This window comes from Qipengyuania xiapuensis (assembly GCF_019711395.1).
GTDB lineage: Bacteria > Pseudomonadota > Alphaproteobacteria > Sphingomonadales > Sphingomonadaceae > Qipengyuania > Qipengyuania xiapuensis.
In genome coordinates this window covers 859,390-878,124 of the sequence record NZ_JAIGNL010000001.1, presented here as the reverse complement: position 1 = coordinate 878,124, position 18,735 = coordinate 859,390, and the positions used below count along the sequence as shown (strand labels likewise).

Sequence of the window (18,735 nt, the reverse complement as noted above, 5' to 3'; positions counted from 1 at the left end):
TCGCAGTGCGGTTCGTCCACAGCGGTTGGCCGGGTGCAAGGGTTGACATTGAAACCGCCATTACAGAACAACTTAGCAATTGTTGTAATATGAGGGGTTCGAAATGCTTTGGGTTTTTCTTATCGGCTTGTTTCTGGTTGTGATCGTGGTCCGCATGCTTGCCAAGGCCAAGAATGCCGAGCTCGAAGCAGAGGCGGCCTATAACAACATAAAACGCAGCGATGCACATCCGGAACTTCAGGACATGTCCGAAAGCGAATTCAAGCTTGGCTATCTCAATGCAGGCAAAGCGCGAAGAAAGGCTGTCGTTGGACTGGTTGTTCTCGCCTTTATGGCAACTATGGGCATCGCCTATGTTTTCGTCAAAGATAGCAGAGATGGCGAGACCCTCGCCTACGCCCTGTTTTTCGCTCCGATGGCGATGGCTGTGGCTGCCGGTTTTATCGGTAATGCATTCTTCCCAAAGATCTCGACGATCATGAAGAACCAACTGAAAGAGGCAAGCAAGCGCTCAAGCTTCTAAGGGTTGATCGGCTTCGCCAATCTTACCCCCGACTGGACTGGAGACGAGTCGCGATGGCCGCAGATTGGCAAGTGAGCATCCTGAACGTTACGGTGCTTACTGCTTAATCTGCACCTCCTTTAAGCGCCGCAATATCCGCGCGCAGGCCCTTCAATTCCTTCAGTATCTCCTCGCGCTCGTCATGCGCTTCGTCCTCGGTGGCTTCGGCCATCGCATTGACGATCACACCGATGAAGAGGTTGAGGACGATGAAGCTGGTCATCAGGATGAAGGGTACGAAGAACGCCCAGGCATAGGGGTAGACCTCCATCACCGGCCGGACGATGCCCATCGACCAGCTTTCCAGCGTCATGATCTGGAACAGCGAATAGAGCGATGCACCGAGATTGCCGAACCATTCGGGGAAGGCCTCGCCGAACAGCTTCGTGGCCATCACGGCGCTGATGTAGAACAGCAGCAGCAACATCACGATGACCGTGCCGATGCTGGGGATCGCGCTGAACAGGCCGAGGATCACCTTGCGCATGCTGGGCACTACCGAAATCAGTCGCAATGCACGCAGGACACGTAGCGCGCGCAGGACGGAGAATGCGCCGGATGCAGGCATCAGGGCGACGGTCACGATGGCGAGATCGAAGACGTTCCAGCCGCTCCTGAAGAAACCCAGCCGATAAGCGAACAGCTTGAGACCGAGCTCGATCACGAAGATGCCGAGAGCCAAGGTGTCGAGAAGGCGGATCGCACCGCCGAAGCTGCCCATGACCGTCGGCGAGGTTTCTAGCCCCAGCCCGATGGCATTGATCACGATCACGGCGATGATGAAGCGCTCGAATATGCGCGTCTCGACCAGCTGCCGGACTTTCTCGCGCAGGCTCATTCTCGTCACTCCAGATAGAATTCCGGCCGCAGAATCCGGCCATCAACGACCCGCCCTACCACTGCCACGGCTCGCCTGTCACCGCGGAACATGGCCCGCCTCCCACCCGTTTCAAGGGCAACACGAAATCAAGGAGTTACCCCCCATGACACAGAGCCCGAAACGCGTAATGATCCTCGCAACCAACGGCTTCGAGCAATCCGAACTGATGGATCCGAAGGCCAATCTCGAAGACGCCGGTTTCGAGACGACCATCGTCAGTCTCGAAAATGGCGAAATCACCGGTTGGAAGGACAAAGACTGGGGCGACAGCGTAAAGGTCGACAAGACGGTCGACGAAGTTTCCGACTGTTCCGGCTTCGACGCGCTGCTCCTCCCCGGTGGCCAAATGAACCCCGACATCCTGCGCATGAACGAACGCGCCATCGCGATCGTCCGCGAATTCAACATGGCGGACAAGCCGATCGCAGCCATTTGTCACGCGCCCTGGCTTCTCGCCGAAGCCGATATCATCAAGGGCAAGACCGTCACCGCATGGCCCTCGATCCGCACCGACCTGAAGAATGCAGGCGCAAATGTGGTCGACCAGGAAGCCGCAGTTGACGGAAATCTGATCACCAGCCGCAATCCGGACGACATTCCGGCATTCAGCAAGGCGCTGATCAACATGCTGGGCGAGAGTGTCGAGAGCCGCGAGCTCGAAGACGCCTAACCCTCTCTAAATCCGGACCAAAAAGGGCTCCTTCGCATCGCGCGGAGGGGCCCTTTTTCTCGCCTGACTTGACGCGTTTATACAATAAGATACGTTGTAACATGCAAGATCGCTTGCAAATGCGGCAGAAATGTGGCCACATTAAGGCAGAAATATGGTGAGGAGAGATTCGATGATGAAACGTTCCCTCTTGCTGGTCGGCTTGTCCGGCCTTGCGCTGACCTCCTGCGGCCAGTCGGAAGAGCGCGCCGTGACCGAGCGTGTGACGACCGTCGACGCCGAAATGGCGGCCGACGCTGCTCCGCAAAACGAGTTCGGCTTCATGGAAGCGATGGAAAGCGGGCCTTCGCTGCCTCGCGTCGCTTCGCCTCCTCCTCCTCCGCCACCTCCCCCGCGCACCCGCCCTGCGCAGTCGTCCGGCAACGACACCATCCCCCCTTCCGCCACTTCCGAAGTGCCCGTGGGAATGCCGCAGGTCGCCTACACCTACGCTTACGGGTTCCGCGTGGCGCCGAACCTCATCCGCCCGATGCAGGAAAAGCACGCCGACATGTGCGAGGCGAAGGGGCCGCAAGTCTGCCGCATCGTCTCGATGAACTCGGGCGAGAGCCAGGGCGACTATGCCTATGGCAGCCTGCGCATCGCGATCGCCAGCGGCGAGGCGCGCACCTTCGGCAAGGCGCTCACCGCGACGTCGGAAGGCATGAACGGTGAGCTCGTGTCCTCCTCGATCCAGGGCGAGGACCTGTCGAAGCGCATCGTCGACACCGAGGCACGGCTGCGCGCCCGCACCGTGCTGCGCGACCGGCTGATGGACGTCCTGCGCAACCGCCGCGGGACCGTCGCCGAGCTGGTCGAGGCCGAACGCGGGGTGGCGCAGGTAAACGAGGAAATCGACCAGGCGCGAAGCTGGCTCAACGAGATGCGCGGCCGCGTCGCCTATTCGACCATGACGCTCGAATACGAGGCGGGCACGCCATCCGAAGGCGGGTTTGCCGATCCCATCCGCAACGCATGGGGTTCGCTGGCGACGATCTTCGGCAACCTCATCGCGATCTTCATGGTCCTCGGCCTGGTTGTCCTTCCGATCGGCCTGCTGGTCTGGGGCCTCATCCGCCTGTTCAAGCGGATCGGCCTATCGACCGGCATCGGCAACGACGGCTGGACAAAGCCGGAAGAACCGAAAGAGACCAGCACGGACTAAAGCCCGCAGCCGAGCGCTCCGCCGCACAAACTCGCGGCGGGGCACTTGGGCTGGCGATGGAACGTGGGTTACCGATTGGGAAGCGGGCGCTGCTATGAACTCTCAGTCTTTTGAAGATAGCAGGGCCATCACTTCATCAAAGCTTTCGTGAACATTTACCTGCGCGCCGCCCGCAAAATTCAGAACAACGCCACGTTCGTTCTTTCCGACGAAAAGGATTGCCGAAACCCGGCAAACAGCTGCGGTTCCGTCGGTTCGGCGGAACATGGCAAATCCCTTGGGTAGAGACATGGCGGACTCGCTCTAGCTCGATTGCAAGAGTTGCATAGCAAGCTCGGCATCTCGCTTTTCCGCCTTGGCTTGCTCCGCCTTGGCTCGGTCTGTCGCTACCTTTCGCGCCAGGTCAGCCAGCCTTGTCCAAGACTTCTCGGCACGCAGATTACGTTGCTTGACGTTATCGAGCGTCGCCGCGTCTGCCTCGAGAGCTGCTTCTTGCGCACGTGCTTCGTAAAATTCGAACGATTGGTACAATGTGCATCTCTCTTGTCTGGATCATAGATGGGAGTCCCCCTCGCGTGCCGGGTCGCAAAAGCACACGAGAGGAACACGGGTAAGCTGATTAATCTGCAGCCGAGAGATTCACCGCGCTTTCCTTGCCGTTGCGGCCGGTTTCAACTTCGTAGTTGAGGCGCTGGTCCTTATCGAGCGTCGTCATCCCTGCCGCCTGGACGGCGGAAATGTGAACGAAGCTGTCGGCAGAGCCGTCATCCGGCTGGATGAAGCCATAACCTTTGTCGGTGTTGAAGAATTTTACAGTACCAGTAGTCATCTCGCTTCCTTTCAAGAAACGTTTGTATGCGGCTGGCGAGATTGCGAGCCGCGGTCGTGCGTCAAGTCGTCAATTGAAAGGAGGTCGTCGTATTGAAGGCGCGAGAACCGGAAGTTGCCGATTGTCTCGCCAGGCGTCGATATCCGTCGAAATTCAACGTGAGCATTTTCTTGGGGCGACAGTAGCCCTGCGTACTATTGAGTGGCTTTGAAACCTGTCGCCAGGGTTGCCGGATTGGCAAATTGAGCTTTGCTCCAGGCACAGGCTGCGGCAGCGCCCAGTCCGTGCTGGAATTCGCTTATGCGTCCGGCAATGCGTGAAGCCTTCACCAGTTTGGCGAGGCGGTCGTCATCGTTTGCAGCACACTCGGCACCCATAAGGGCCCGTTGGTGCTGGGCGTATTGATGATTGAGGTCCATGACAGTTCTCCTGCTGTGGCGGGGATGCTGATGCATGGCCGCGAATGGTTTATGTGGCTCAGTCGATCATAGTTGCGACGAGACGTCGCAGCTCGGCGGTCGCCATAAGGCCGGGATTTGCATTCTCCCGCCCCCCGCGCTGCGCATGGATGGCGCCGTAACGGAGGGAAAGCTTGGGGCGCGCGGTATCGCGCACATTCGTTGTGTTCATTAGATGTATGTCCGGCAGGGTCTTCCCGCCGCCTTCTTGAGATCTCAGCGCCTGTATCCGCGCTTGCGAGCACCGGCAGGCATGGGCCCCGGAATTCGTTCGCGGAAGACGATCCGGCCTTTGCTCAGATCGTATGGCGTCATTTCGACGTGTACGCGGTCTCCAACGACCGATCGGATGCGGTAACGACGCATCTTGCCTGCGGTATAGCAGATGATGCGATGCTCATTGTCGAGGGTGACGCCGAAGCGGCCATCGGGCAGGATCTCGTCGATCGCCCCCTCCATCGTTATGAGCTCTTCTTTCGCCAACAAAGCATCCTAGCGTACGAAAAATCATCCGCGCGGACGAGTTCCGCTGCGGAGCCAGGAAGAATGAAATGGACGAGGTGCCGGTAGCGCGCTTGTGCTTAGCTGGTGGCAATCAATATCCGTCGCAAACGACGTTAGGCAATTTCCATATAGCAGCGTGCAAAAAAATTACAATGACCTTGGTGAAGAAATTTGGAAATTGCCCGCAATGCGCAAAAGCGGTGTTCCGAAAAGAATACTGTCAGGAACAGGATCGTTAGCTGCCGTAGCCTCACCGGCTCATGTCGTGGCTCTCGGCGGGAATTGTGACGGTCAACCCGTCCAATTCTTCGCCAAGCACGATCTGGCAGGACAGGCGGCTTGTGCGGCGCACGCCCGCGGCGAGGTCGAGCATGTCTTCCTCTTCCTCGCTCGCTTGCGCGAGGCGGCCGAACCAGTCCTTGTCCACCACCACGTGGCAGGTCGAGCAGGCCATCTGACCTTCGCAGGTTCCCTCCAGCGGCATGCCCGCGGCCTGCGCCACGCGAAGGAGGCTGTCGCCTGCCTCGGCACTCGCATCGACGCGGTCGCCTTCGGAGGTGATGAAAGTGACCTTCATAGCGATCCTTGCGCCTTTGCTGCCTCGTTGATCGTCTTGCCCGCTTCCTCGATCTCCTCGAGCGTGGTGTAGCGCCCGAAGCCGAGGCGGATCGAGGTCTTGGCGAGCTTCTTGGGCAGGCCGATCGCCTCGAGCACATGGCTGGTGCGACCCGAACCGCTGGCGCAGGCGGAGCCGGCGGAGAACATCACGTTGCGGCACTCGCTCATCAGGCGGTTCACATCGAGCCCGCCGCCGTTGGGGCCGCGCGGGCGGATGTTGAGGTTGCCGTGGTAACGCGCCTCGGCACTGCCGTTGAGCTCCCAGTTCTCGAAGATCTCGCAGGCGCGCTTCCAGAGCTTCTGGACGTGGTCGGCGTCCTGCTCCATCCGGTCCTTGGCTTCGGCCGCCGCCGCGCCCATGCCCGCGATCAGCGCAGGGCTGAGGGTGCCCGAACGCAGGCCGAATTCCTGCCCGCCGCCGGTCTGGACCTCGTGCAAATCGACACCGTCGCGCACCCACAGCGCGCCTACGCCCTTGGGCCCGTGGAACTTGTGCGCGCTGATCGCGATCATGTCCGCGCCGGTGACCTCGATCTTCCCGTACGCCTGCACCGCATCGCACAGGTAGAGCGCGTTGTTCTCCTTCGCCTTGCGGTGCCATTCGACCGTCGGCTGGATCACGCCGATCTCGTTATTCACCTGCATCAGGCAGACGAGGCGCGTGTCCTGCGGCAAGTCCTGCTTGGTATTGCACTGCCCGTCCTTGGCGACATTCAGCACATGGCACTTGCCCGCGTCCTTTGCTGTGTCGAGTACCGCCGAATGCTCGATCGCGGAGACGGAGACCGTGCCGTCCTTGCCGCTGCCTCGGATGGCGAGATTGAGCGCCTCGGTCGCGCCTGAGGTGAAGATCACCTTGCCGCCCGCCGGAAAGAGCGCGGCGACCTGCTCGCGCGCGAACTCGATCGCGGCCTTGGCCTCGCGGCCCATCTTGTGCGGGGAATGCGGATTGCCAAAGCCGGTACCGCCCGGCCCGTCGAGCCAGCGCAGCATCGCATCGCGCGCTTCGGGGGCAAGCGGGGTGGTGGCCTGGTAGTCGAGGTAGATCATGCTTTCGCCAACTCAAGCCATACCTCGGCGAAGCGTTCCACCTCTTCGCGTGTCGTGTTCCAGCCGAAGCTTGCACGGATGGTGCGGTCGGCGACATCGGGTTCGACCTGCATCGCTTGCAGCACATGGCTGGTCTTCATCGTGCCCGAGGAACAGGCCGAGCCTTGCGAGACCGAAATGCCCGCCATGTCGAAGCGCATGACCTGCGCGCTGCCGCTCATCTTGGGCATGGCGATCGCGCGGACATAAGGAGTGGGGTCAGATAATCGGTCGGACAACCACATCCCGCCGGTCTCGCGGCACGCCTGCGCAAGTGCGTCGAGCGGTTCGAGGATAGTCGGGTCCACATAGGGATCGCTGCAAGCCTCCAGCGCGGCCGCCATACCGAGCACGCCGGGCAGGTTCTCGGTCCCGCGACGATAGCCACGTTCCTGTCCGCCGGACGGTTCGAGCATGGCGAAATCCTTCACCAGCAGCGCACCGATGCCGATCGGGCCGCCAAACTTGTGCGCCGAGACGATCGCCATGTCGCATGGAGGCGCAGCGAACTTGCCCGCGCTTTGCGCACAGTCCGCGAGTAGCAAGCCTCCCGCCTGATGGACGATACCGGCGATGGCGGCGAGATCCTGCCTATTGCCGGTCTCGGAATTGACCTGCTGGACGGCGACCAGTGGCCGCTCGCGCTGGACGGCCTCGGTCAACACTTCGAGATCGAGCGCGCCATCGGTCCGCACCGGCAGGCGCTCGGCATCCAGCGCTGCCTTGAGGATCGCGTCGTGCTCCACCGCCGAAACCAGTCGTGCGCCCGCCTTGGCATGGCCCAGAGCCAGCGCCGCGGCCTCGCTCGCGCCGGAGGTGAAGATGACTTCTCCCTCCCAGCCGAGCGCCCGTTTCACGCGTTCGCGCGCATCCTCGAGCGCCGCCCTCGCCTTGCGGCCTTCGGCGTGCGGACTGCTCGGATTGGCCCAGAGCGTGAAGCCTTCCTCCATCGCCGCACGCGCCTCTGGGCGGAGCGGGGTGGTGGCGGCGTGATCGAGATAGATGCGTGTCGGGACGGGACGTGCTCGAAATAATTGCGGATCGGCGACAAATCCCTATATAGCGCGCAACCTCGTGCAAGCCAGAAGCGGCCTGCGCCACCGAAAATTTCTGCCAGGGTATACCTCCCCATGCCGACCGTGATCTTTCCCGGCCCCGAAGGCCGCCTCGAAGGCCGTTTCTCTCCCGGCCCGCGCCCGCGCGCACCCGTTGCAATGATCCTCCACCCGCACCCGCAGGGCGGCGGCACCATGAACGAGCAGATCACGCAGCGTCTCTACAAGACCTTCGTGAACCGCGGTTTCGCGACGCTGCGCTTCAACTTCCGCGGCGTCGGCCGCAGCCAGGGCAGCTTCGACAACGGTATCGGAGAACTGTCCGACGCCGCTGCCGCGCTCGACTGGGTGCAGCAGGTCCATCCCGAAGCGCAGGTGACCTGGGTCGCCGGTGTCAGCTTCGGCTCGCTCATCGGCATGCAGCTGCTCATGCGCCGCCCGGAAATCCGCGGCTGGATCAGCATCGGTGCGCCGGCGAGCATGTACGACTTCTCGTTCCTCGCGCCCTGCCCGGCCTCGGGCATCTTCATCCACGGTGCGCAGGACACCGTCGTCCAGCCCAATGCCGTGACCAAGCTGGTCGAGAAGCTGCGCACGCAGAAGCACATCACCGTGCATCACGAAGAAATCCCGCGCGCGAACCACTTCTTCGAGAATGAGCAGGAAGAGCTGATGAAGTCGGTCGACAACTATCTCGACTTCCGTCTCGACCCGGCCTGCCCCATTACGTGATCCGTTTTTCGCACCGACATCCATCGGTGCGTCCTCGCTAGACGTGCAGCAAGCTGCACTCGCTGCGGGCGGGCGGTCGCCCTTGCGAACCACGTGCCGCAGTTCGAATTAGACTGAAACCGATCAAGGGCCCGATTTCCGGGCCCTTTTTCGTGTGCGGAACCCGTCCCCCGAGCCTCCCCGAACCATAAATTTGCATTTTGAAAGAGATGTTGTAACATCTAAATGGATTTGGAGTCGCAGAGGAAAGGAAAATCCATGTCTTATGTCGATCAGAAGCGAGGGCCATCCGCCACGGGTCTGGCGGGAGCAATCATTGTCCAGGCGAGCATCGGGGCGGCAATCATCGCAGGGCTCAGCGTCGCGCAAATCGTTCAGGAAGAGGACGACATTTTCGTCGGGATCGAGCTGAAGGATCCGCCGCCTCCCGCGCCGCCGCCCCCGCCGACGGACCAGCCGAAGCCCAACACGGACACACCTCCCGTCAGCGTGCCCGACAACAAGTTCCGTCTTGATCCGGTCGAACCGACGATCCCGACAACGACGGAAATGTTCCCCGAGGGTCCGATCATTCTCGATCCGGGTCCGACCCGCATCGTCGAGCCGATCATCCCCGGCCCCACCGCCACCTTCAGTCCCGTGGGCGCAAAGCCGCGCAACGATCCGGGCGGATGGCTGCGCGACCGCGACTACCGTTCTTCATGGTCGCGGATGGAGCTGACCGGAACCGCGAGCTTCCGCCTCGAGATCGCTGCGACCGGCAAGGTCACCGGCTGCGAGATCACCGGCAGCACGGGTCATCGCCAGCTCGACGAGGCGACCTGCAACCTCCTGCCCCGCCGCGCGAAGTTCGAGCCGGCACGCGGCAGCAACGGCGAACCGGTCGCCGGCGAATTCAAGGGATCGGTTGTCTGGAAGCTGCCCGAATAGCCTCCTCGCGACAGGCAGCTACCGGTCGGAGCCCCGTTCGATCTTGTCGAGCGGGGCTTCTCCGTCTGCATCGGGGATCGTCCAGATCGCCACATTGCCCAGCGCGATCAGCCCGAGCAACACCATGAGCAGCGCGTTCTTGGCATTGCCGGTCCGCTTCCACAGCAGGAACGCGCCGACGAACAGCGCGACGGCGGCAAGGACGACGATCGAGAGTACGGTATCGAGCATTCCTGCTCCCTAGCCCGTGCCGCGCAATCGGGGAAGCACAGGAACGCACTCCATCCCATCCCGTTGATTGCAAAAGCGAAGCGGCGAAACTCCGCACAACCGGCGAAAGGACGAGCGATGGGTATCTTCAGCAGCATCAAGGACGCGATCTTCGGCAAGGAAGCCAAGGCGCAGGAAGCGCCTGTCCAGCCGAAGACGGGCAATGCCTGGGCGGATGCCCCCAAGACGGAAGCCGTCGCCAAGCCCGTCGTCGATGTCGAGAACAGCCTCGATTCCATGCCGGGTGCCGACCGGCTCAACTGGCGCACCTCGATCGTCGACCTGATGAAGCTGATCGGGGTCGATTCCAGCTATGAGAACCGCAAGGCGCTCGCGATCGAACTCGGCCGCGAGGACTATTCGGGCACGGCAGAGGACAATATCTGGCTGCACAAGCGTACCATGCGCGAATTGTCGGCAAACGGCGGCAAGGTGCCGGCAGAATTCCTCGATTGATTTGACACTCTTGCGCGCCGGATACACACCGGCGCGCATGACCACACACACGATTGAAGCAACCCGTCGCCAGGTCCTTGCAGGGCTTGGCGCGACGACCGCCCTCACGCTTGGCGGATGTGCCCCGACACCGCGCCCCGAAGGCATTGCCGCCGCCCGCCAGATCGGCGCGGAGCGGTTGCTGGAGACAATCGCCTACAACCTGCTCGAGCATGAGCCCGAACGCGCCACCAGCCTCGGCGTCGACACGGGCCGCTACGCCTATCTGCGCGGGAAGCTCGAAGACCAGTCGCCTGCCGGACAGGACGCCTATGCCGCCACGCTGAGGCACGATCTCGCGCGGGTCGCCGCCTATTCGCGCGATGGGCTCGATAGCGAGACGGTCACCAATCTCGACGTGGTGCAGAGCGCCTATGAACTCGCGCTCGACGGCTTCGCCCTCCCCTATGGCGACACGCCCGTCGGCAACTGGCGTACCGCGCCCTATGTCGTCATCCAGAACGTGGGCGAATATCTCGCTATGCCCCGCTTCATGCAGTCGACCCAGAAGGTCGAGAACGGCGATGATGCCGATGCCTATATCGAGCGGCTCGAAGCCTTCCCGGCATCGCTCGACGGCGAGCTGGCGCGCATTCGCGAGGCACGCGGCATGGGCGTGGTCCCGCCAGCTTTCCTGCTCGACAAGGCGATCGTCCAGATGGAGCAGACCATCGCCAGCGCCGGCAAGGGCGAGCTGTTCGCCGACGACTTGCGCGCCAAGCTGAATGCAGCGGGCATGCCCGAAAGCCATGCCAACCGCGCGAAGATCCTCGAAAGCGGGGTGATCGCCGAAGCGCTGGAACGCCAGCTCACCGAATTGCGCGCCGAACGCGCCGTCTCCACCGACGATCCGGGCATGTCGGCCCGCCCCTATGGCGAGGAGTTCTACAGCTGGGCTCTGCGTTCCAGCACGACCACTCGCCTTTCGCCGGACGATGTGCACCAGCAGGGCCTCGAGGAACTCGAAGCGCTACACGCGCGCATGGACCCGATCCTGCGCAAGATCGGCTATACCGAGGGCAGCGTCGGTGCGCGCATGACCGCGCTGTCGCAGGACCCGCGCTACAAATTCGCCCCCGGTGACGAGGGCCGCGCGGAGATCATGGATTTCATCGCCGAGCGCGTGGACTGGATCAAGGCGCAGATGCCGCGCGCGTTCAACACACTGGTCGATCCCAATCTCGAAGTCGTCCGCATCCCGGTGGCCGAGGAAGCCGGTGCACCCGGCGCCTATGGCGGGGCGGGCAGCAAGGACGGCACGATCCCGGGCCGGTTCTGGATCAACCTGCGCACCACCGAACTGCACCGCAAATACGATCTCGCCGACCTCACCTATCACGAAACCATTCCCGGCCACGTGTGGGAGGGCGAATATTCCAACCGCCTGCCGCTGATCCGCTCGATCCTCGCCTTCAATCCGTTTTCCGAAGGCTGGGCGCTCTACGGCGAGCAGCTGGCCGACGAACTGGGCGCCTATGACGGCTTCGAAGTGGGGCAGCTCGGCTATCTCCAGAGCCTCGCCTTCCGGGCCTGCCGTATGGTCGTCGACACCGGCCTGCACGCCAAGGGCTGGAGCCGCGAACAGGGCCGCCAGTTTTTCATCCAGCGCAATGGTTCCAAGCCGGAAGAAGTGCAGAGCGAAGTCGATCGCTATTGCAGCTGGCCCGGACAGGCGACCGGCTACAAGCTCGGCCACAGCCGCATCGTCGACCAGCGCAAGCGCGCGCAGGCGGTGCTCGGAAAGGCTTACGACCTCAAGGCGTTCAACGACGCGGTCATCCTCGGCGGGAACGTGCCGATGGATGTGCTGGAGAAGAACGTGTCGCGCTATATCGCGGGGGCGTCCGCCTAGCCGCGTCGCGCGACAGGCCGCGCCTCACCTCATTCCCAGGCGCGGACCCAGTCGACTTCCATCTGGATTTCGCCGGCCTTGATCCGGTCGACCGTCGATTGCGGAAGGCCGGGATAGGGTGAGGTGACGTTGTTGACCCCCTGCGGATAGGTGCCGCCGAGCGCGAAGTTCAGGATGATGTACTGCGCCCGGTCGAAGCGCCACGGACCGTATCGTTCGACGTCGGCCTTGGTGACGCGGTAGAACTCGCGGTCGTCGACGAAGAAGCGCAGGTCCTGGTCGCGCCGTTCGACAGAGTAAACATGCCAGCCGGTCACGTCCTCTCCCGAAGTGAAGCTCTGCCGCTCGGCGATGGGCGTATCGCCGGAATAACCGGGGCCATGGAGCGCGGAGCTCGTCCAGTCCTTCTCGCCGACATATTCCATGATGTCGGTCTCGCCCGCATCGGGCCAACTGCCGTAGCCCAGCATCCAGAATGCGGGCCATGCGCCGCGCGCATCGGGCATGCGGATCCGGGCCGAGACCTTCGCATAGGTGACATCGTATTTGTCGGCGGTGTTGATGCGGCCCGAGACGAAATCGGTCGTCCGGCCGGTCGGGGTCGCGAATCCTTCGCGCCATTGCGGCTTCAGGATGAGCGCCTGCCCGTCCTCCGCCCCCGCGACGGGGCCGAAGAGGATCGTGTCCGCGGAATCGATGTAAGCCTGCTGCTCGTTATTCACCCAGAAGGAAGGCCCTTCGACATTCCACACCGACCGATCGAGCGAACCGTCGGCGAACTGCTCTTCGAACACCAACGTATCGAATGAGGCGGGCGACGGTGTCGGAGTAGGAGTAGGAGTGGGGGTGGGGGTGGGGGTGGGCGTAGCGGTTCCGCCGGTTGCCGGCGACGTGCTGCCGCTGCCACTTCCACAGGCCGCTAGCGTCAATGCCCCCGCGGCAAGTGCCATAAATGCGCGACCGCTCATGCGGTTACTCCCTCTTCCCTTCGGGAGGGCTATCAGTCGCTCCGCAGCCTCGCAATCGGCCGCCTGCATGCATTCGTAAGCATGGTGGGGAAGCCTCCCCGCGCACGAAAAACCCCCGGTCCGCACCCTCTCTCCTTGGTGCGGCCGGGGGCCTCCTCTCCAACTGAGTGCCCGCAGATGGCGGGCTAACCGTCAGGCTGCTTCGGGAGCAGCGTCACGCACGCCCTGGTCGACATGCGCTGCAAAGGGTTCGAAATTGTCGACGAAGAGCTGCACCAGCTTGTGCGCGGTGCGGTCGTATTCGTCCTTGTCGGCCCAGGTCGCCCGCGGGTCGAGGATCGTGCTGTCGACACCCGGCACGCTGACCGGCACTTCGAAGCCGAAGTTCGGATCCTTGCGGAATTCGGCATCGTTGAGGCTGCCGTCGAGCGCAGCGTTAAGCAGCGCGCGGGTCGCCTTGATCGGCATGCGGTGGCCGGTCCCGTACTTGCCGCCGGTCCAGCCGGTGTTGACCAGCCAGCACTGCGCGCCGCCTTCGGCGATGCGCTTCTTCAGCAGGTTGCCGTAAACGCTCGGGTGGCGCGGCATGAAAGGCGCACCGAAGCAGGTCGAGAAGGTCGCGGTCGGCTCGGTAACGCCGATTTCGGTGCCTGCGACCTTGGCGGTGTAACCCGATAGGAAGTGGTACATCGCCTGATCGGGCGTGAGACGCGCGATCGGAGGCAGCACGCCGAACGCGTCGGCGGTCAGCATGATCACGTTCGAGGGCGGCGGGCCGAGATTGTCGGCGCTGGTGTTCGGGATCGAGCTGAGCGGATAGGCGCCGCGGGTGTTTTCCGCGAGGGTGTTGTCGTCGAGATCGATCTCGCCGTTCTCGTCCATCACCACGTTTTCGAGCACGGTGCCTTCCATGCGCGTGGTGGCGTAGATTTCAGGCTCGCTCTCCGGGTCGAGACGGATCATCTTGGCGTAGCAACCGCCTTCGAAGTTGAAGACCGCCGTGTCCGACCAGCCGTGCTCGTCGTCACCGATCAGCGTGCGGCTGGCGTCGGCCGAAAGCGTGGTCTTGCCGGTGCCCGAAAGACCGAAGAACACCGCGCTCTTGCCGTCGGGGCCGATATTGGCCGAGCAGTGCATCGGCATCACGCCCTTGGGCGGCAGCAGGTAGTTGAGGATGCCGAAGACGCTCTTCTTCATCTCGCCGGCGTATTTCGTGCCTCCGATGAGGATGAGCTTCTCTTCGAGGTTGACCGCGATCACGGTTTCGCTGCGCGTGCCATGACGTTCCGGATCGGCCTTGAAGGTCGGCAGGTCGACGATGGTGTACTCGGGCTCGAAGCCTTCGAGTTCTTCCGCCGTCGGGCGCACCAGCATCGTGCGGATGAACTGGTTGTGCCAGGCGAGCTCGTTGATGACGCGCACGTTGACGCGATATTCGGGCTGCGAACCACCGAACAGGTCGGCCACGAAGAGCTCTTCCTTGTCCTTCAGCGCGGCCATGAAATCGTCCTTGAGCGCGGCGAAGTGTTCCGGCGTCATCGAGGCGTTGTTGTCCCACCAGACCGTGTCTTCGGTCTCGGCATTGCGGACGATGAACTTGTCCTTGGCGCTGCGGCCGGTGTGCTTCCCCGTCTCGACGACCAGCGGACCGTGCTTGGCGCGGCGGCCTTCGCCACGCTCGAGAGCGGCTGCGGTCAGCTCCTCCGACGACAGGTTGGGATGAATCGTGGCGGCAGTCTCGATGCCCTGCGAGGCAAGCGAGTGGGAAAGCTCGGTGGTCACTGAATTCTCCAGCGCAAATGAAGCGTCATTGGTGATCGGGAATCGCTGCGCATACGAATGCGCGCCCTCACCTCGGTCTTTAGTCGGCGAGTTATGTGAGGTCAAACGCCCATCGGGATATTCGCACTATCCTCTAGGGGCAGCGCGTTGTCATGCTTGAAGAACTGCGTTAATCGCCGCTGTGATGGAAAACACCGCCGGAGATGCCGCAAAGCCAGCCGATGACCGCACGGTCATTGCGCTCGTCGACGATGATCGCAACATCCTGACGACGGTTTCTATCGCGCTACAGGCGGAAGGTTTCGCAACCAGGGTCTATTCCGACGGCGAAGCGGCCCTGTCCGCCCTGCTCGGCAACCCGCCCGACCTCGCGATCTTCGATATCAAGATGCCCAAGATGGACGGGATGGAATTGCTGCGCCGCCTGCGCGAGCATTCGCCGCTTCCGGTCATTTTCCTGACCAGCAAGGACGACGAGCAGGACGAGGAAGCCGGCTTCCAGATGGGCGCGGACGATTACATCGCCAAGCCGTTCAGCCTGCGCCTGCTGCTTGCCCGTATCCGCGCGATCCTGCGCCGCAGCGATGCGCGCCGCCCGATACCGATCGAACCTGGCGAGCTTCCGGCAGAGATCATCGAACGCGGCCGCCTGCGCATGGACCCGGCGCGCCACCACGTGACGTGGGACGAAAAACCCGTCTCGCTCACCGTCACAGAATTCCTCCTGCTCGAAGCACTCGCACTGCATCCGGGCGTCATCAAGAGCCGCAACCAGCTGATGGACGCGGCCTATCCCGACGATGTCTTCGTCGACGATCGCACCGTCGACAGCCACATCAAGCGCATGCGGCGCAAGTTCCGCAGCGTCGATCCGGAGTTTTCCTCGATCGAAACGCTCTACGGCGCGGGCTACAGTTTTAGCGATGGCTGAGACCGGCAGCGTCCTGAAAGGCGATCCCCGGCTCGACAAACTCCGCTGGTCGCGCCGCCTTTCGCTCACCAGCCGCATCCTCTTCGTGAACGTCCTGCCGCTGGTGCTGCTGGGCGGCGGGGTCATCTATCTCGACAGCTACCGCAAGCAGCTGCTCGACGAGCGGTTCAAGCTTGCCTTGGTCGAAGCGCAGATCACTGCCGAGGCGCTCGCGGGGGCGACACCGCAACGCCAGGAAGCGCTGCTGATCCAGATCGGCAAGGAGCAGCGCCTCCGCATCCGTGTCTACGGGCCCGAGGGGATCCTCGAATCCGACAGCTTCCAGCTCGCCCCGCCGAGCTTCGACCTGCCCGAGGCAAGCGAGGTCAACCAGGATGACTTCGCGCTCCGCCTCGACCGCTGGTTCGACACCGTGGTCGATGCCCCGGCGCTTCCCGATTACGTCGATCCCGAAGCCGACGATGCAAGCGCGTGGCCAGAACTTGTGCGTGCGCGCGAGGAAAGCCTCACGCAAATCGTGCTGCGCGACGCGCCCGACGGCACGCATGTCATCAATGCGGCTGCCCCGGTCGGTCTCGACGGAGACACGCTGCTGATAACACGCAATCCGGTCGACATCACGCAGCGCGTCCGCGAGGCGCGCACCAATGTCGCGCTGATCGTGCTGCTCTTCCTGCTCGTCTCGACCCTGCTCAGCTTCTTCCTTGCGCAGACCATCGTGCGGCCATTGCGCGAACTGGTGCAGGCAGCTGTCCGCGTGCGGCAGGGTCGCGACCGGCAGGTTGAGGTCCCGCGCCTTCCCGACCGGCGCGACGAGATCGGCATGCTCGCCCGCGCCGTGTCCGACATGACCGCCGCATTGCGCCACCGGATCGACGCGGTCGAAAGCTTTGCCGCGGACGTGGCGCACGAGATCAAGAACCCGCTCGCATCCTTGCGCAGCGCCACGGAATCGCTCGGCAAGGTCGAGGACCCCGAGCTGCGCAAGCAATTGCTGGATATCGCCACGCATGACGTGCGCCGCATCGATCGCCTCGTCACCGAGATTTCCGATGCCAGCAGGATCGACGCGGAAATGTCGCGCGCCGAATTCGAAATGGTCGACATTGCCGCACTCACGCGAAACGTGGTCGCAAGCCGCGACGAGCGCGGCGAGAACCGCGGAAACACCGTGACCATCGAGGCCATCGGCGAAGAATTGTGCGTCTACGGCGTCGCCGTGAGGCTAGAACGCGTGATCGAGAACCTGCTCGACAATGCTGTGTCCTTTTCTCCCGATGGCGGGACAATCGAGGTCATCATCCGCTGCCGCGACGGGCGGATCATCATGACGGTCTGCGACGAGGGCCCGGGCATTCCGGAAGAGAAGCGCGAGAAAGTCTTTCACCGCTTTCATTCCGACCGGCCCGAGGACGAAGATTTCGGCAATCATTCCGGACTTGGTCTTGCCATCGGGCGCACCATCGCCGAAGCGCATGACGGCTCGCTCCATGCCGATGGGCGGGCCGATGGAAAGAAGGGGGCCTGTCTCGTGCTAGACTTGCCGGCAGCCAAATGAAGCTAGTTATTCCGAATGTTACCGCCGTCGCGATCGACGGCCGCGCGCTGCTGATCGCGGGTGAGCCCGGGCTCGGCAAGTCCAGCCTTGCACTTGCGCTGATCGACCGCGGCGCCACGCTGATCGGTGATGACGGTATCCGGATCGTCGAGGAAGACGGCTTCCCGCATGCCCATCCGCCGATGACCACCGAAGGGCTGATCGAGGTGCGCAATGTCGGCCTCGTCAAGCTGCCCACCACGAGCGCGCCTGTCGCGCTGGCGCTGCAGCTGACCGAGAAGAAAGCGCCGCGCTATCCCACCGAGATCCCGCACACGGATATCAGGGGCACCTCCATCCCCGTGCTGATGTTCCGCGCGGGAGACATGACCCAGGCCCTGCGCGCCGAATACGCGCTCGAGAAACACGGGCTGCCGGTCGGCAAATGACCACGGACCCGTCCCTCCAGCGCATCCTTCTCGTGACCGGCCTGTCCGGCGCGGGCAAGTCGACCGCGCTGCAGGTGCTGGAAGACCTGGGCTGGGAGACGATCGACAATTTCCCTGTCCGCTTGCTTGGCTCGATGCTTGGCGGGGACAGCGACCATCCGGCCCCGCTCGCGATCGGTTTCGATTCGCGGACCCGCGGCTTCGTACCGGCCGAGACAATCGAATTGTGCGAGCAGCTGGCCAAGCGCAGCGATGTCGAACTGACTACCATGTTCATCGACTGCTCCGCCGCCGAGCTCGAGCGTCGTTACAACGAAACCCGCCGCCCACACCCGATGGCGCGCGAGCGGCCGGTGGCGGCCGGGATCAAGGCCGAGCGTGAGCTTCTTGGACCCTTGCGCCAATGGGCCGATATCGTGCTCGACACGAGCGACTATACTTCCGGCGACCTACAGCAGGTCGTGCGCGAGCGGTTCGGCAGGAGCGGTGGGCGAGAGATGACCATCACGGTTTCCAGCTTCGGCTTTGCGCGCGGCATGCCGCCACTGGCCGACCTGATGTTCGACATGCGCTTTCTGGATAACCCGCACTGGGTGCCCGATCTTCGCGACCAGACGGGCCTCGACCGGGCGGTTGGCGAACATATCGAGGGCGACCCTGCCTTCGCGCCCGCTTTCGCCCGCATTTCCGAGACCTTGCTCGAATTGCTGCCGCGTTACGCCGCCCAGGATCGCAGCTATCTCAACATCGCCTTCGGCTGTACCGGCGGGAGACATCGCTCGGTTTACAGCGCGGAAGCGGCCGCCGAGGTCTTGCGCGAGGCAGGATTTTCGCCCACGGTCATTCACCGCAATCTTGGAAGCCGCCCCGCCGATCCGCTCGAGCGTGGTTGATTTCAAACCACGCGCAATGGCGAAAAC

General features: G+C 63.0%; 23 protein-coding genes. 11 read left to right on the top strand and 12 right to left on the bottom strand.

Annotated features, from left to right (window positions below; translation table 11 throughout):
* The first annotated feature begins 103 nt into the window (after positions 1–103).
* The gene (locus tag K3163_RS04465; RefSeq protein WP_221552851.1) at positions 104–523 is read left to right on the top strand and encodes a hypothetical protein; all 420 of its coding nucleotides are present in this window, start codon (positions 104–106) and stop codon (positions 521–523) included.
* A 103-nt stretch (positions 524–626) separates the two neighbouring features.
* On the opposite strand, the gene K3163_RS04460 is transcribed toward K3163_RS04465, so the two are convergent.
* On the bottom strand, positions 627–1,400 hold the full coding sequence (locus K3163_RS04460; protein WP_247712569.1) for an ion transporter: 774 nt from the start codon (positions 1,398–1,400) through the stop codon (positions 627–629).
* Positions 1,401–1,545: 145 nt separating this feature from the next.
* On the opposite strand from K3163_RS04460, the gene K3163_RS04455 reads away from it, so the two are divergent.
* Positions 1,546–2,112: a type 1 glutamine amidotransferase domain-containing protein gene (locus K3163_RS04455; protein ID WP_221552840.1), complete on the top strand. Its 567-nt coding sequence runs from the start codon at positions 1,546–1,548 to the stop codon at positions 2,110–2,112.
* Positions 2,113–2,284: 172 nt separating this feature from the next.
* A complete protein-coding gene (locus tag K3163_RS04450; RefSeq protein ID WP_221552830.1) occupies positions 2,285–3,316 on the top strand; it encodes a DUF4349 domain-containing protein in 1,032 nt (343 codons plus the stop codon).
* A gap of 102 nt (positions 3,317–3,418) precedes the next feature.
* Here the strand turns inward: K3163_RS04450 and K3163_RS04445 are convergent, their stop codons facing one another.
* The 8 genes from K3163_RS04445 to K3163_RS04410 all read right to left on the bottom strand — a co-directional run bounded on the left by K3163_RS04445 (position 3,419) and on the right by K3163_RS04410 (position 7,764).
* On the bottom strand, positions 3,419–3,583 hold the full coding sequence (locus K3163_RS04445; protein WP_221552829.1) for a hypothetical protein: 165 nt from the start codon (positions 3,581–3,583) through the stop codon (positions 3,419–3,421).
* 352 nt (positions 3,584–3,935) lie between these two features.
* A complete protein-coding gene (locus K3163_RS04440) occupies positions 3,936–4,145 on the bottom strand; it encodes a cold-shock protein (protein ID WP_221429020.1) in 210 nt (69 codons plus the stop codon).
* 194 nt (positions 4,146–4,339) lie between these two features.
* Positions 4,340–4,564, bottom strand: a complete 225-nt coding sequence (locus tag K3163_RS04435) for a hypothetical protein (protein WP_221552827.1) — start codon at positions 4,562–4,564, stop codon at positions 4,340–4,342.
* 58 nt (positions 4,565–4,622) lie between these two features.
* On the bottom strand, positions 4,623–4,775 hold the full coding sequence (locus K3163_RS04430) for a hypothetical protein (protein WP_221429022.1): 153 nt from the start codon (positions 4,773–4,775) through the stop codon (positions 4,623–4,625).
* Between the two features lie 44 nt (positions 4,776–4,819).
* Positions 4,820–5,086 (bottom strand): translation initiation factor IF-1, encoded by a 267-nt coding sequence (infA, locus tag K3163_RS04425; RefSeq protein WP_221552825.1) that lies wholly within the window; start codon positions 5,084–5,086, stop codon positions 4,820–4,822.
* 271 nt (positions 5,087–5,357) lie between these two features.
* Positions 5,358–5,684: a 2Fe-2S iron-sulfur cluster-binding protein gene (locus K3163_RS04420; RefSeq protein ID WP_221552823.1), complete on the bottom strand. Its 327-nt coding sequence runs from the start codon at positions 5,682–5,684 to the stop codon at positions 5,358–5,360.
* Positions 5,681–6,775 carry a cysteine desulfurase family protein gene (locus K3163_RS04415; RefSeq protein WP_221552812.1) on the bottom strand — a complete coding sequence of 365 codons (1,095 nt, stop codon included), beginning with the start codon at positions 6,773–6,775 and terminating at the stop codon, positions 5,681–5,683. Before K3163_RS04415 ends, K3163_RS04420 begins: the two co-directional genes overlap by 4 nt.
* Positions 6,772–7,764: a cysteine desulfurase family protein gene (locus K3163_RS04410; RefSeq protein ID WP_247712455.1), complete on the bottom strand. Its 993-nt coding sequence runs from the start codon at positions 7,762–7,764 to the stop codon at positions 6,772–6,774. Before K3163_RS04410 ends, K3163_RS04415 begins: the two co-directional genes overlap by 4 nt.
* Before the next feature lie 180 nt (positions 7,765–7,944).
* Here K3163_RS04410 and K3163_RS04405 point away from each other — a divergent pair, with 180 nt between their 5' ends.
* Positions 7,945–8,601 carry an alpha/beta hydrolase gene (locus tag K3163_RS04405; protein WP_221429026.1) on the top strand — a complete coding sequence of 219 codons (657 nt, stop codon included), beginning with the start codon at positions 7,945–7,947 and terminating at the stop codon, positions 8,599–8,601.
* 258 nt (positions 8,602–8,859) lie between these two features.
* Complete coding sequence (locus tag K3163_RS04400; RefSeq protein ID WP_221552801.1) at positions 8,860–9,531, top strand: energy transducer TonB; 672 nt, start codon at positions 8,860–8,862, stop codon at positions 9,529–9,531.
* 18 nt (positions 9,532–9,549) lie between these two features.
* Here K3163_RS04400 and K3163_RS04395 read toward each other — a convergent pair whose 3' ends face one another.
* Positions 9,550–9,762 (bottom strand): hypothetical protein, encoded by a 213-nt coding sequence (locus K3163_RS04395; protein ID WP_221429028.1) that lies wholly within the window; start codon positions 9,760–9,762, stop codon positions 9,550–9,552.
* A gap of 117 nt (positions 9,763–9,879) precedes the next feature.
* Between K3163_RS04395 and K3163_RS04390 the strand changes: the two genes are divergently transcribed.
* Together K3163_RS04390 and K3163_RS04385 are read left to right on the top strand one after the other, a co-directional pair.
* Positions 9,880–10,257: a DUF3597 domain-containing protein gene (locus tag K3163_RS04390; protein WP_221552798.1), complete on the top strand. Its 378-nt coding sequence runs from the start codon at positions 9,880–9,882 to the stop codon at positions 10,255–10,257.
* 37 nt (positions 10,258–10,294) lie between these two features.
* Positions 10,295–12,148 (top strand): DUF885 domain-containing protein, encoded by a 1,854-nt coding sequence (locus K3163_RS04385; RefSeq protein WP_221552796.1) that lies wholly within the window; start codon positions 10,295–10,297, stop codon positions 12,146–12,148.
* Positions 12,149–12,177: 29 nt separating this feature from the next.
* On the opposite strand, the gene K3163_RS04380 is transcribed toward K3163_RS04385, so the two are convergent.
* A complete protein-coding gene (locus K3163_RS04380; protein ID WP_345719698.1) occupies positions 12,178–12,942 on the bottom strand; it encodes a glycoside hydrolase family 16 protein in 765 nt (254 codons plus the stop codon).
* 366 nt (positions 12,943–13,308) lie between these two features.
* A complete protein-coding gene (locus K3163_RS04375) occupies positions 13,309–14,898 on the bottom strand; it encodes a phosphoenolpyruvate carboxykinase (RefSeq protein ID WP_221552794.1) in 1,590 nt (529 codons plus the stop codon).
* Between the two features lie 184 nt (positions 14,899–15,082).
* Between K3163_RS04375 and K3163_RS04370 the strand changes: the two genes are divergently transcribed.
* Genes K3163_RS04370 through rapZ form a run of 4 tightly spaced genes read left to right on the top strand, consistent with a single transcriptional unit; the run spans position 15,083 to position 18,708 of the window.
* On the top strand, positions 15,083–15,829 hold the full coding sequence (locus K3163_RS04370; protein WP_221552791.1) for a response regulator transcription factor: 747 nt from the start codon (positions 15,083–15,085) through the stop codon (positions 15,827–15,829).
* Positions 15,822–17,387, top strand: coding sequence for a sensor histidine kinase (locus tag K3163_RS04365; RefSeq protein ID WP_221429034.1), 1,566 nt, complete (start codon positions 15,822–15,824; stop codon positions 17,385–17,387). The genes K3163_RS04370 and K3163_RS04365 overlap by 8 nt, the downstream gene beginning before the upstream one ends.
* Entirely contained in the window at positions 17,384–17,815 is a 432-nt protein-coding gene (locus K3163_RS04360) for an HPr kinase/phosphorylase (protein ID WP_221552790.1), read from the top strand. The genes K3163_RS04365 and K3163_RS04360 overlap by 4 nt, the downstream gene beginning before the upstream one ends.
* Positions 17,812–18,708, top strand: coding sequence for an RNase adapter RapZ (gene rapZ, locus K3163_RS04355; protein WP_221429036.1), 897 nt, complete (start codon positions 17,812–17,814; stop codon positions 18,706–18,708). Before K3163_RS04360 ends, rapZ begins: the two co-directional genes overlap by 4 nt.
* Positions 18,709–18,735 lie beyond the last annotated feature (27 nt).